Here is a 13,813-nt window from a genome sequence, read left to right as displayed (position 1 = left end):
TTATTTCGAAATTAGATAGGTTGATAAAACACCAGCTGATTGATAGGTTTCAATGGCAATTTGGCGTTGTTTAATGATGGTTTGAATTTTATTTAAAGATTCTTTATAAATATCATTTTCAGCAGTCAATCGTTCGGTCACACCGATTAATCCGGCTTTGTATTGTTTTTCAGCCATTGAATTATTGTGTTGAGCAATCAATTCCCGTTGTTTTGCAATTTCAATTTGTTGAATGGCTGTCTGGTATTCCAATTTATTTTTTTCCAATTGCAAAGCCGTTTTTTCTTGAGCATCTTTCAATTTATTTTCGATTTGTTTCAAACTTAAGTTGGCTTCTTCTATTTTATGTTTGCGTTCAAAACCAGCAAAAATTTCCCATTTCATCGCTACACCAATCATCCACGTAGGATTAAAGGTCAAATGGTTTAGTTGTAAATCAATTGGATTTTGTGTTAGAGCTGAATTTGTACTCACATCCGAATTGAAAACAGAGGTATAACTATATCCGCCAAAGGCTCCAACGGTTGGCAATAAGGAACCTTTTTCTTTTTTTACAACATATTGGGTAGCTTGTTGGTAAGCTTCCAATGCTTTGATTTCATTTCGGTTTTCACTGGATAATTCTTCAAAAATGACAATTGGTTCTACTACGTAGGAAGTCTGTAAAATTTCTTCAATTGATAAACCTGTTGCTTGACTGATTTTCAAAGCCAGTAATTGCTTTTTATTTTGAACCTCTGTACGATTGGTTTCCAACTCCAAAGTCGCCAATTTAATTTTATCACGGTCATAAGGAATTGCCAAACCAACTGAAATCGCCTTTTCGACACGTTCTGTTTCCTTGTTTAAACGTTTTTCACTTTCGTCGATTAAACTTTCAGCGGAATTTAGTAATTGCAATTGGTCGTAACTTAAAATGATATCTTTGATAACTTCGTCAGCTTTTAAATCCATCATCAACGCATTACCTTTGTTTTGATATTCCAAGGCTTTGGCTCCGTAATGAATTTGACCACCACTAAACAATACGGCTTTTGCCATAATTCCACCATGAAAAGCTTGACCTTTTGTTTTAAAATCAGTTGAACCTTCAAAAAGGTTAAAGTCGGTCATGGGAACATTGAAAGTCGGAATATCTAAATTTCCATTGCTTTTCAAATAGCCATACAAAGCCGTAGCTTCCAATCTGGGAATGTATTTCGACAAAATACTTTGGCGTTCTAATTCCAATTTTTCATGATCAATTTTTTGGTTTTCCAATTCTATATCGTTTTCCAAAGCAAAATTGATAGCCCTGTGGACATCATCATTTAAAAGTATTTGAGCAGAAGTCGAAATCGAAAGTACCCCCAAACAAACTATGAAATACTTTTTCATTTTATATTGGTATTTAGGTTATCATATACAACTTGAAATGCGTCACGAATGGCAATAATTTGTTCATCACTCAATCCATTGGTAGCCTTTTCAATAGTATCATCCACAATTTCCATTACAGATTTCTCAACTTTTTTTCCTTTTTCGGTAAGGAAGATTAAATTCAAACGGCGGTCGTTTTCATGGCTTTTTCTTTTCACATATCCTTCTTTAACTAAATTATCAATTAACCGTGTAACACTTGGTTTATCTCTGCTGGTGCTATTTGCAATCATTTGTTGAGAACAGCCGTCTGTTTTCCATAGAACTGCCAAAACTGACCATTGCTCACGCGTTAGGCTTATTCCTTTATTTTTAAATTGTTGCGATAAAAACCGATTCAACAATAAGGCTACTCGGCCCGATAAAAGGTTGTATTTATTTTCGCTTGAAACTAAATCTAAATTATCCATAAAAATATAGTTGTTTAAACAACTGCAAAGTTAAACAAACAATAGTTAATTAAACAACTATTTTGATAAAAAAATTTTATTTGTAGTAATTTAATCTGCTAAATAGGTAAAATACCTTGTTTCAAAAAGAGTTTCATGAAATTAAAAATCCCATAAAAACAAAAAAGTTCATCGGTTGAGATGAACTTTAAGTCAATTTATTTTTTCGTTGGGAGAACCTGAAGTGCCTGATAGGTTTGGGGCTCTGCTTTGTAAATTTTATAATGAACTACCATACCTTCTGGAACATAGATAACGATTGGCATACGACCATTGTAATTTAATAGTAATCCTTGTGAGCTAATAAATTTGGAGACTTTTTGATTATCTCCACAGCCCATCAAAGTACCTACTACATCTCCTTTTGATTGAAATTCATAGTAATTGTATCCCCATCCTTGTAGATCTTTGGTTTGAAGTTCACCCATTAAAGAATGACGGTTACAAGTATCTACCTCTTGATATTTTCCTACAAAAATTTCGATTTTTTTGTTGGCATCTTCTTCCATAGAACTAAAAGGAACTTCAATCACGAATTGTGTGAATCCTTTTTTGGGTTCCGGGAATATTTTGGTATCTACTTTTGAGTGGATGTTCTGTGCTTGCATAAATTGAATTCCGGTAAATAAAAACAAAAAGCTTACAAAAAATACTTTTTTCATCGATTTAAATTTCCCACTGTTTTTCAAATCTTATGCCGTAAAGAAATTATTCATTTATAAATGAATTAGCACCTCATGCCTTTTACCAATTCCACTTCTCTTCCCAACAAAGGCAAATACCTTTCTTGGATTACATGGAAATGATGGATTTGATGTCCTACCATCGAGAATCCAAAACCCAATACGGAAAATTCATTATCGCCCGAATAGGCAATTTGCATTAAATCTTCTTCATCGAAAGTTTTAAAAAGGGAAATAGTAGAACTACGAACGAAAAGAAAATCGTCAATTAAATCTTGAAATGTTCTGCTATTGGCTTTGGAATGAGGAGTCATCCAATTTTCATCATGCGCTACCGGTCTATTGGACTCTTGACGAGCATAGACCAAAGCTCTGTAAGAAAATATTCTTTCCCAGTCAATAATATGTTGCAGAATTTCTTTAGTCGTCCATTTTCCGGGAGCATACACCCGATCACCTAATTCCTCTACTACCGAAATATCCAAATTTTGAAAACTCGCTAAATGTTTATCCAACGCTGCTTTGATAGGCAAATCTTCTACAATTGAAATATAGGGAATATAATGTGGTGGAATTTGTTTTATCGCAGATTTTCTCAATTTCCTAAATCGTAAATTTCCATTATTTCTTTTAACTTTTTATCCATATCGATTTTCAAATCGATTAATTCACCATTGTGCATATTGAATACCCAACCGTGCACCCTCAAATCTCTTTCCAAATGTGCTTTTTGAACTGCGGCTGTTTTGAGCAAATTATAGGATTGTTCTTCCACATTTAATTCGACCAACCGGTTGTAACGAAGAGTTTCGTCGGTAATAGCGTTAAGTTCATGTTTGTGTATGCGGTAAACATCACGTATGTTTCTCAGCCAAGGATTCAAAATACCCAAATCTTTGGCTTCCATGGCTGCTTTGACACCTCCGCACAAATAGTGCCCACAAACAACTATATGTTTAACTTTAAGTGAATTAACGGCATAATTCACTACCGACATCATATTGAGATCAATGCTAATGACCATATTGGCAATATTTCGATGAACAAAAATGTCTCCCGGGCAGGCGCCCATTAATTCCTCAGCACTCACACGGCTATCGGAACAACCAATGTAGAGGACTTCTGGATTTTGTCCGTTGGAAAGTTTTTTGAAGTAATCGGGATCGGTTGCCAATCGTTCAGCGACCCAATTTTTGTTATTTTCAAATATTTTTTTTAAATCCATATTGGTTTGAAATTTAATATAGGAAAGCGAATTGGAAATGAAATGAGATAAATTCCTTTTATATTCATAAGAATTTAAATTTTTGAAATCTTTCCTAAAACGAATTTACTACAAAAAACAAAGCCGATGAAAATTTCCACCGGCTTAGTAATAGATTAATTTATAAAAACCAATTATTCTTCTGATCCTATTTTTGCACTCAGGAATTCGCGGTTCATTCTTGCGATGTTTTCCAAAGAAATTCCTTTCGGGCATTCCACTTCACAAGCACCGGTATTGGTACAGTTTCCAAAACCTTCAATATCCATCTGCGCCACCATATTTTGTGCTCTTCTGGCTGCTTCCACTTTCCCTTGGGGCAAGAGTGCATACTGGGAAATTTTGGCTCCGACAAACAACATAGCCGAACCATTTTTACAAGTCGCTACGCATGCACCGCATCCGATACAAGCTGCTGCATCAAACGAACGGTCGGCATCGTATTTCGGAACCGGTAAACTGTTGGCATCAATTGTATTTCCCGATGTGTTGATCGAAACAAATCCTCCTGCTTGTTGGATTCTTTCAAAGGAAGATCTGTCCACAATCAAGTCTTTGATGACCGGAAAAGCGACGGATCTCCATGGTTCTACATAAATAGTTTCGCCATCTTTGAACATACGCATATGCAATTGACAAGTCGTAATTCCGGTATCGGGTCCGTGGGCACGTCCGTTGATGTAAAGCGAACACATTCCGCAGATTCCCTCACGACAATCGTGGTCAAATGCAACGGGTTCTTTGCCTTCCACAATCAATTGTTCGTTTAACTGATCCAACATTTCAAGAAATGAACTATCGGTAGAAACATCGTTCAGTTTATATGTTTCGATTTGTCCTTTGGCTTTGGAGCTTTTTTGTCTCCAAATTTTCAAAGTGATGTTTATATTTTTTGATGCCATAGTCTGTGTATTTACGATATACGAAGTTCGAGTTTCGAGTTTCGAGTTTCGTTTATTTATAGCTTCGAGCTTTCAGCTCAATGAATTCATATTTCAATTCTTCTTTGTGCATTATTTCACGGTTGATGTCTTCTCCTTGGTATTCCCAAGCGCCTACAAATGTGAAATTCTCGTCGTCACGCAATGCTTCACCTTCTTCGGTTTGGTATTCTTCGCGGAAATGTCCGCCGCAAGATTCGTTTCTTTGCAAAGCATCCATTGCCATCAATTGGCCCAATTCCATAAAGTCTGCAACACGAAGTGCTTTTTCAAGTTCAGGATTTAATTCGTCTGCCGTTCCGGGAATAAATACATTCTTGTGGAATTCTTCTCTGAGTTCAGCAATTTCTTGGATTGCTTCAGAAAGTCCTTGTGCGTTTCTTGCCATTCCCACTTTATTCCACATAATATGTCCCAAAGCTTTGTGGAAACTATCTACAGAACGATTTCCTTTATTATTTATAAATGAATTAATCTGATCTTTAACTGCTTTTTCAGCTTGATCGAATTCAGGAGAATCCGTCGGAATTTTACCGGTTCGAATATCAGCTGAAAGATAATCTGCTATGGTATAAGGCAATACGAAATATCCGTCTGCCAATCCTTGCATCAAAGCTGAAGCCCCCAATCGGTTTGCGCCGTGGTCAGAGAAATTGGCTTCGCCCAACACATAACATCCCGGAATGGTACTCATCAAATTATAATCTACCCAAATTCCTCCCATCGTATAGTGAACCGCCGGATAAATTTTCATTGGGGTTTCATACGGATTATCGTCGGTGATTTTTTGGTACATCTGGAAAAGGTTTCCATATTTATCCTCAATCCATTGTTTACCCAATTTAGTTACTTCCTCGTCAGTTGGATTGTGGTTTCCGTTTGCGTAAGCAACTTCACGTCCTTTTTTCTTGATTTCGGTTGAGAAATCAAGGAATACTCCTTCTTTTGTATCGTTGTTTTCGATTCCAAAACCTGCATCACAACGTTCTTTTGCTGCTCTTGAAGCTACGTCACGTGGCACTAAGTTTCCGAAAGCCGGGTATCTTCTTTCCAAATAATAATCCCTGTCCTCTTCTGCTATATCGGTCGCTTTTTTCTTTCCCTCACGAATGGCAATGGCATCCTCTATTCTTTTCGGAACCCAGATTCTTCCTGAGTTACGAAGCGATTCCGACATCAAAGTCAGTTTGGACTGATTGGCTCCGTGAACCGGAATACAAGTAGGGTGAATTTGCACATAACAAGGATTGGCAAAGAATGCTCCTTTTTTGTGAATTTTCCAGGCTGCTGTGGCATTGGATCCCATTGCATTGGTCGAAAGGAAATAAACGTTCCCGTATCCACCCGAAGCAATAACGACTGCGTGAGCAGAATGTCTTTCAATTTCACCGGTTACAAGATTTCTTGCAATGATTCCGCGTGCTTTTCCATCTACAATGACCAGATCCAGCATTTCATGTCGGTTGTACATCTGAATTCTTCCCAGTCCGATCTGATGGTTCATTGCGGAATAAGCACCCAGCAATAATTGCTGTCCGGTTTGGCCTTTTGCATAAAAAGTTCGGCTGACCTGTACCCCACCAAATGAGCGGTTGTCAAGATATCCACCGTAATCTCGTGCAAAGGGAACGCCTTGGGCTACACATTGGTCGATGATATTTGCTGATTCTTCCGCCAAACGGTGAACGTTGGCTTCTCTGGCTCGGTAATCACCTCCTTTGATCGTATCATAAAACAAACGATAAACGGAGTCGTTGTCTCCTTTGTAATTTTTCGCTGCGTTGATACCTCCTTGTGCCGCAATGGAATGCGCACGTCTTGGAGAATCCTGGTAACAGAAAGCTTTTACTTTATAACCCAATTCGGCTAAAGTCGCGGCGGCAGAACCACCTGCAAGTCCCGTACCGACAACAATTACTTCAATTCGGTCACGGTTATTGGGAGCAACCAAATTCAAATGTGCTTTGTGATTACTCCATTTCTGCGAAATATCTCCTGCAGGTATTTTTGAATCTAATTTGCTCATAAAACTTCAATATTTTTAAGGTAACAAATAATGGCAATCAACATAAATCCAACCGGAATTGCGATAGCGAATACTTTACCAAAAGATTTTATAAAAGGTGTATATTTTCTGTGTCTGGCACCAATGGATTGAAATGCAGATTGGAATCCGTGCAACAAATGCATCATCAAAAGGAAGAAGGCAACCACGTAGGCCAAAACTCTCCAAGGATTCTGAAATTTATGCATTAATTCTTCATAATAACGCTCTGCATCCGGAACTTCCGCTGCGATATACTTATAATTCATTTCAGGAAACCAGAAATCAATCAAGTGAAGCACCAAAAATGCAAGAATGGCCAATCCACTCCATATCATATTTCGGGAGGACCAAGTGGAATTTTCCTGCGGTTTGTTCATTGCATACGCTACAGGGCCTCTCGCCTTTCTGTTTTGAATTTCCAGAATGAACCCCATGACAAAGTGAAAAACAACCGCAAAAATCAAAATGGGTTGAGTTACATATTGTACTATAGGATTGTACCCCATAAAATGGGAGGCTTCGTTAAACGCCGTAGGTGATATCACCGCCAATGAGTTGATGATAAAATGTTGCAATAGAAATATCAGCAAAAACAAAGCTGACAAAGCCATTGCAAATTTCTTTCCGATGGATGACCGGAATAAAGATTCTGTTGCCATAGAGCAGATTATTGTTGAAACGAAAACAAATTTAGAAAAGTTAAAATCTCTTAACAATGAAAAATGTCATTCTATTCCGCTCTGACAGTAGTTTAGACTAATTCTTAATTAATTCAATAGAATTAAACCGCTTCAATTTTAAGATTTATTTCACTTTTTCAAGGACCGAATAGTACAATTCTTCATACATGGGAATGATGTTTTTCTCGTCAAATTTCAAAGCTTGTTGTTTGGCATTTCTTTTGAATTTTTGGAGATTTTCCGGATTTTTCAATAACCAGATTGCTTTTTCTGCCATCCCTTCCACATCGCCTATCGGCAAAACAAATCCGGTTTCGCCATCGATATTCACCTCCGGAATTCCGCCTGCATTGGAAGAAATCACCGGAACGCTCGCTGCCATCGCTTCCAATGCTGCCAGTCCGAAACTTTCTTTTTCCGAAGGAAGCAAAAACAAATCCGACGAGCAAAGCACGTTTTGCAAATCACTGATTTTCCCCAGGTTTTTTACTTTGTGCGCAATTCCCAATTCATCAATCAGCCGGTTGGCATTTTCCCACTCCGGCCCCTCGCCTACGATAATTAATCGGGACGAAACTTCTTTTTGAATCCGATAAAAAACCTGAATCACGTCTTCCACTCTTTTCACTTTGCGCAAATTGGACACATGGATGATGATTTTCTCTTCGTCCGGTGCCATCTGTGTCCGACAACCGCAGTTTTCATCTTTGATGAATTGTTGATTGTCGATGAAGTTGGGAATTACTTCGATGTCCTTGTCAATCGTAAAGAATTCATAAGTTTCCTTTTTCAAACTTTCAGAAACCGAAGTAACTTTATCGGAATGGTTGATGGAAAATTCCACCGCCGGTTTGTACGCCGGATGATTTCCCACCAAAGTAATATCGGTTCCGTGAAGCGTGGTAATCACAGGCAGATTAATTCCTTTTTCCTTGAGCATTTGTTTGGCAAAATAAGCAGCATAAGCGTGCGGAATTGCATAATGCACGTGAATTAAATCAAGTCCCTGTGATTGCGCAATATTGACGATAATCGTGCTCAGCGCAAGCGAATAAGGCTGATACTGGTGAAAAAGCGGATAAGTTTCTACATTGACTTTATGAAAATAAATATTGGAAAGTTTTATATCGAGTCGCGCAGGAAGACTTGTACTGATGAAATGAACTTCGTGGCCACGTCCGGCAAGATCCATCCCTAATTCTGTCGCTACAATTCCGCTTCCGCCGTAAGTCGGATAACAGACAATCCCTATTTTCATATCCAAAAGAATTTGGGTACTAAGTTAATTTATTTTGAAGGATTGGTTTTGTTTTTCTACGTTAAAACTTTATTTAATAAAAACCCTTCCAATTTCTGATGCATAAGCCTGAATTTTCCCGTGCTCATCCATCAGACCAAAAAGATGGAAACCTTTTTTCCCATAATAATCCTTAAAATAAAAAGCCGGAAAATCTGAAAACATTGGTTCTAAAATTTCTTGAAGATATTGCTTGCTTTCGGAATCGAAATTGGACATGATTACACCATATTGATTTCCTTCTTTTAAAACTATGAAATCACTAATGGCCGGGCCACGTGTTTTCATTCCGTTCATTCCTATTTCGTCATATTCCAATGGCAAAACCAAATTACCGTTAGCTTTCACAATGCCTGCTTTGCCATTTTTATAAACCACAATATTGGCTTCTGTTTTTATGTAGAAAGGATTTTCGAAGTCGGAATCTCCAACGGAAGCCTCTCTCTTATCCTTCCTCAGACCAAACTTTCCGGTCGTTTTATCTATCCGATAGGTTTTCATCGTTCCTGCAATCGAATCATATTCCATGGGAATGAACGCATTTCCTTTAGAATCCAGCGTACCACATTTCAGTTGAGAATTAATTTTATTGCAAATTAAAAACTGACTATTACCAAAATAAGCAAGTGAATCATGACGCGCTTCCTGTTGAATTCCATGCTTTATCCACCCAAAAAGATTTCCTTTTTTATAAATGACATCTTCTTTCTGGCGGTTAATTTGTGGCATTCTTAAAGATACTTTTGAACCAGCTAAAAGTTTGACATGGGATATTTCTCCTTTATCATTTTCATATTTCAGGATTCCGTTCTCCATAAAATAATGAGGGAAACCTTCTGATTTTATTGCTTTTTCAGGAACCAACTGAGCATTTATTGCGAGAAGGTCTTCATCCATTTCCTGAAGGATTTCAGCTCTGTCAGGTACCGGCTCTGTCATTTCTTCCATTAGAAAATAATCAGATGTTTTAAGCACTTTTTTTCTTTGAATGTCCTGATTTGAATCTTTGTATTCCAATGAATAAGTTCGGGTTTTGGGGTCGTTGATTAGCACTTTAAAATCGGTAACATTCTGAAATAAGAATTCTTTAATCTTTCCTTCATCTGCATCAAAAACCGCCATCTCAAACTCATTCTGAAAATTCTCCATAAAGAGCAATGCGTACTTTAGCTTTTCCGGATTTTGATCGCTCCGGCCTGTCGCATCCACAAATTCCAGACGTCGGTATCCCTCCGGGCTTAGGTTTTCTCCCTTTAAATTATAAAGAAAAAAAGCCGGAGATTTCCCTTTTAAATTGTCATACTGTTTCTGATTAAGGCTCATTTTTTCTGCATCACCCGTAAACCAGGCACTGATCAGCATGCCGGGCATCACTTGATAATACGAATAAGGATTGGGTCCAATCAAAACTTTTCCTTTGTATAACAGGGATTTAACAGCAACTAAATCATTTCTTTCAATTTGTCCTGAATCTGTTTTTATTTTATCATTTACCAATAATCTCTCTTCCGCTTGAAAATATTCATCTCCCAACCATTCTACCTCATCATAATTAGCTTCTACAATCACTTTGTCCGATTCATCCATCAACCCGAATTTTTCTCCCGATTTAAACGGAATTAAAATCTCTTGCGCCATAACTGGCAAAGCAGCAATCAAAAAACTAAAAATTATAAACTTCTTCATTTTGGAATATAAATTCATTACATTATTTCGGTTCCAATCCACTTTTTCGCGGTCGGAACTTCATACAAATTCATTTGGCTCAATAAATCTTCGATCGAGTCGCTGATGAGCAGCATTCCTTTGTATTCGTTTCGCAAAAGTTCTTCTTCAATCATTTTATCGACCAATTGAATCAGCGGATCGTAATATCCATTGATATTCAAAACGCCAATCGGTTTCTGATGCAAACTCAACTGCGCCCAAGTGAGGATTTCAAATAATTCTTCCATCGTTCCAAATCCGCCCGGCAAGGCAATAAAAGCATCGGAACGGTCGTGCATCAGTGCTTTTCTTTCGTGCATTGTTTGCACAGTGATTAATTCGTTGAGCGAATGGTGTGCAATTTCCTTGGTCTGAAGAAATCCCGGGATGATGCCCGTTACTTTGCCTTTTTTGGACAAAGCTCCGTCGGCTACTTTCCCCATCAAACCGACTTGAGCGCCGCCGTAAATCAGTTCAATTCCGTTTTCGGCAAGAATTTCGCCCAGTTCAAAAGCAGTCTCTGCATAGACCGGATAATTGCCCAAACTCGAAGCACAAAACACACAAATGGATTTCATAAATTTAAATTTAAAATCAGAAAAATGATTTTGCGAATTTATAAAAACATAAAATCATTAAGTAAATTAATGAGCATAACTTCCAAATTATTCAATGTAAAAAACCTCATAATTTCACACTCAACCTCAACTGTCCATAAAAATTCACAGGATTTCCCGGATAATAATACCTCGGCAAAGCATTTCCAAAAGCCGTCGCATTGACCAAAACCATCGATGCATAATGGGTATCGGTCAGATTATTGACCCCAATTGAGAGTCCTACTTTGAGTTGATTCCAGAATTCTTTTTCCCAATCCAGTTTGGTGTTAACGAGCTGATAAGTTTCATTGTAAACCGAATTCGCATCATTGATCGGGAATTCATCTACAAAATAATAATCGGCCATCCAGCGAAAACCATACGGCATCCGCAGTTCAAATCCAGCCGTGACCAAATTGGCCGGAACGCCCGTAAGTTCATTGCCCGAATAATCATTGCCATTATGCTTAAATTCTTCGAATTCATATTGCCCAATCGAAGCCGAAACAGATGGCGTAAAAATCCAGTTCCGATGCAGCACAAATTTATAATGCGAGGAAATTTCAATTCCCTGATGCAAAGTTTTCCCGGCATTTACACCAATGTATTGATCTTCCGCCACTCTTTCCGAAACCAATAAATCTTTTACATTCATCCGATAAGCCGAAATTTCCAGATGGAATTTGGGCCAAAATAATTTATAACCGATTTCCAGATTATTTCCCGTTTCCGGTTGGATGGAAGTATTTACGCGGCCTTCTTCGTTCAGCATTTCATCGATGGAAGGATAGGAATAACCCCGGCTGAAAGAGGCAAAAAAAGTTTGGTTTTTATTAGGATGAAACAAAAGCGAAACTTGCGGCGAGAAAATCGGGTCGTAGGCATGTTTAGACTGATCAAAATCTTCCTGCGGAAATGCATTTGTTAAATCAAATTGCGTTTGATTAAAATTCAATCCGGCTTGAATTTCCCATTTTTTATAAATCGGAATTCGGATTTGAGCGAAAAGGTTATAAAAGAACCGATCCTGAAGCGTTTGGGTCAATTGATTTCCTTGCAAACTTCCATTTCCATCATTGGTTTCGTAGAGATTTTCAAAAGTTTTTCCGTCATATTCATCCTGAAACAATTCTCCTCCCAAAACATATTGAAACGGCAGATTAAAAATAGAACTTCCACTCAGCTGAATTCTTCCGCCATAAGTTTGGGTATTTTGTGTGAGAATGTCAAACGGACGCGGTTCATACCCTTCTTTGGTTGCGAAATAAACCGTTGCGGCCAATTCCGTTTTCGGACTGATTTGATAGGCATAATCCAGTCCGCCCATCCAATTGGTATATTGCTCATAACCTTGTGCTGCTCGCCAGTTTGCCGCTGCCGAAGATGGATTTTCTTCGAAATCAGTTTCGTTGATGGAACTCGCAATATAGGATTTCAGATAGGTTTGATTGAACAAATACGACAAACGGTGTTTTTCGTCCCGATAAGCATCGCCTGAAATCGTATGACCTTCCCGGAAATAACCCGAATTCTCCCGAAATCCATCGGATTGAATTCGGGAATAACCATAATGAATAGAGGAATGATCGCCGTTCCAACTGTATCCGGCGTTGTTTTTCAACAATTCAAATGAACCCACGGTGGTCGAAAACCGGAATTCACTTCCTTTGAAATTTGATTTTTTGGGATGCAATAAAATCGCGCCGCCAAGACCTGCTCCGTAAATACTCGACATCGGTCCTTTGATGATTTCGATTTGAGAAATCTGTTCCAAATCCAAATCTTCAATCGTGGTTTCGCTGTCGCCCGAAGTCAGTGGAATATTGCCGTAAAATCCACGGATGCGGTTCGTCCCATAAGGCGTTCGCGCGCCCAAACCCCGAATGGAAATCCGGTTGGTATTGATGCTCCCCGACTGCATAAAAACGCCCGGTGCTTTGTTCAAAACCCAAGAAATTTCCGTGGAATTATTGGAATGAATGGCTTTTTCGTCGAGAATGGAAATTGAAACCGGAACGTTGAGAAGGCTATCGTTGACCATAAAATGTGTGATGGTCGCCGTTTGAAGTTCTGTAACGGCGGAGTCAGAGATTTGGGAAAATAAACTAAACGGCATGAGCCAAAAACTCAGAAAAAATAGATTTTTCTTCATAAGTGAAAATTAAGGATTAATTCGACGGAAATTCTTATTTTCGATCAGTTAAATCAACAAAAAATGAACCGAAAAGAAGTTTTTAATAGGCCGATTATGAAAAAGGCAATGGAAATTTTGAAACTGGTGGACGGACTGAATGCTTTTTTGGAAAAATCTGAAATTGATGAAAATTCTCCGCTACGATTTCAACTTGATATGATCACAGAAAATGCGATGATCATTCCGGCAAAAATTTCGGGTGCGGAAGCCGGGGATTTGTACGACATCCGAATGGAAAATGCAGCTATCATCCGCAAGGCAGCACGGGAAATTTCGGTGACGGTGGGTTATTTGGATTTAGGTAGAATGAAAGAAAACGATTACACCGATTTGATCCGAAGTGAAATAGAAAATTTCAAATTATTGTTCCGCGAATGGGTCAAATCATTTGATGTTTGGAATTATGTGGTGGACGATTGGGGATTGTTTAATCCACCGGGGATTGAGCCAGAGGAAGAGGAATAAAAATTAGGCCATCAGCTATCTGATTTGCAAACCCTTACATATTATCATTTTTCAATCAGTCAGAAAAT

The 13,813-nt window shown here is 38.2% G+C and carries 13 protein-coding genes; 1 reads left to right on the top strand and 12 read right to left on the bottom strand.

Annotation, left to right across the window (positions count from 1 at the left end):
* The 12 genes from WBF63_RS04275 to WBF63_RS04220 form a co-directional block, all read right to left on the bottom strand.
* Entirely contained in the window at positions 1-1,377 is a 1,377-nt protein-coding gene (locus WBF63_RS04275) for a TolC family protein (protein ID WP_424368465.1), read from the bottom strand.
* Positions 1,374-1,829, bottom strand: a complete 456-nt coding sequence (locus tag WBF63_RS04270) for a MarR family winged helix-turn-helix transcriptional regulator (RefSeq protein ID WP_424368464.1) — start codon at positions 1,827-1,829, stop codon at positions 1,374-1,376. The genes WBF63_RS04275 and WBF63_RS04270 overlap by 4 nt, the downstream gene beginning before the upstream one ends.
* Before the next feature lie 197 nt (positions 1,830-2,026).
* Positions 2,027-2,530, bottom strand: coding sequence for an ecotin family protein (locus WBF63_RS04265; RefSeq protein ID WP_424368463.1), 504 nt, complete (start codon positions 2,528-2,530; stop codon positions 2,027-2,029).
* 65 nt (positions 2,531-2,595) lie between these two features.
* Positions 2,596-3,150: a DinB family protein gene (locus WBF63_RS04260; protein ID WP_424368462.1), complete on the bottom strand. Its 555-nt coding sequence runs from the start codon at positions 3,148-3,150 to the stop codon at positions 2,596-2,598.
* Positions 3,147-3,776, bottom strand: coding sequence for a carbonic anhydrase (locus tag WBF63_RS04255; protein WP_424368461.1), 630 nt, complete (start codon positions 3,774-3,776; stop codon positions 3,147-3,149). Before WBF63_RS04255 ends, WBF63_RS04260 begins: the two co-directional genes overlap by 4 nt.
* A gap of 173 nt (positions 3,777-3,949) precedes the next feature.
* On the bottom strand, positions 3,950-4,717 hold the full coding sequence (locus tag WBF63_RS04250) for a succinate dehydrogenase/fumarate reductase iron-sulfur subunit (protein ID WP_424368460.1): 768 nt from the start codon (positions 4,715-4,717) through the stop codon (positions 3,950-3,952).
* 52 nt (positions 4,718-4,769) lie between these two features.
* Complete coding sequence (locus tag WBF63_RS04245; RefSeq protein WP_424368459.1) at positions 4,770-6,782, bottom strand: fumarate reductase/succinate dehydrogenase flavoprotein subunit; 2,013 nt, start codon at positions 6,780-6,782, stop codon at positions 4,770-4,772.
* A complete protein-coding gene (locus WBF63_RS04240) occupies positions 6,779-7,462 on the bottom strand; it encodes a succinate dehydrogenase cytochrome b subunit (protein ID WP_424368458.1) in 684 nt (227 codons plus the stop codon). Before WBF63_RS04240 ends, WBF63_RS04245 begins: the two co-directional genes overlap by 4 nt.
* 145 nt (positions 7,463-7,607) lie before the next feature.
* Positions 7,608-8,741: an N-acetyl-alpha-D-glucosaminyl L-malate synthase BshA gene (bshA, locus tag WBF63_RS04235; protein ID WP_424368457.1), complete on the bottom strand. Its 1,134-nt coding sequence runs from the start codon at positions 8,739-8,741 to the stop codon at positions 7,608-7,610.
* A 69-nt stretch (positions 8,742-8,810) separates the two neighbouring features.
* Positions 8,811-10,466 (bottom strand): hypothetical protein, encoded by a 1,656-nt coding sequence (locus WBF63_RS04230; protein WP_424368456.1) that lies wholly within the window; start codon positions 10,464-10,466, stop codon positions 8,811-8,813.
* A 17-nt stretch (positions 10,467-10,483) separates the two neighbouring features.
* The gene (locus WBF63_RS04225) at positions 10,484-11,065 is read right to left on the bottom strand and encodes a TIGR00730 family Rossman fold protein (protein ID WP_424368455.1); all 582 of its coding nucleotides are present in this window, start codon (positions 11,063-11,065) and stop codon (positions 10,484-10,486) included.
* A gap of 106 nt (positions 11,066-11,171) precedes the next feature.
* Positions 11,172-13,238 carry a TonB-dependent receptor gene (locus tag WBF63_RS04220; protein WP_424368454.1) on the bottom strand — a complete coding sequence of 689 codons (2,067 nt, stop codon included), beginning with the start codon at positions 13,236-13,238 and terminating at the stop codon, positions 11,172-11,174.
* 63 nt (positions 13,239-13,301) lie between these two features.
* On the opposite strand from WBF63_RS04220, the gene WBF63_RS04215 reads away from it, so the two are divergent.
* The gene (locus WBF63_RS04215) at positions 13,302-13,745 is read left to right on the top strand and encodes a hypothetical protein (protein WP_424368453.1); all 444 of its coding nucleotides are present in this window, start codon (positions 13,302-13,304) and stop codon (positions 13,743-13,745) included.
* The last annotated feature ends 68 nt before the right edge of the window (positions 13,746-13,813 follow it).

The organism is Moheibacter sp., from assembly GCF_049672845.1.
Classification (GTDB): Bacteria; Bacteroidota; Bacteroidia; order Flavobacteriales; family Weeksellaceae; genus Moheibacter.
This window is presented reverse-complemented; position numbering and strand designations above follow the sequence as displayed.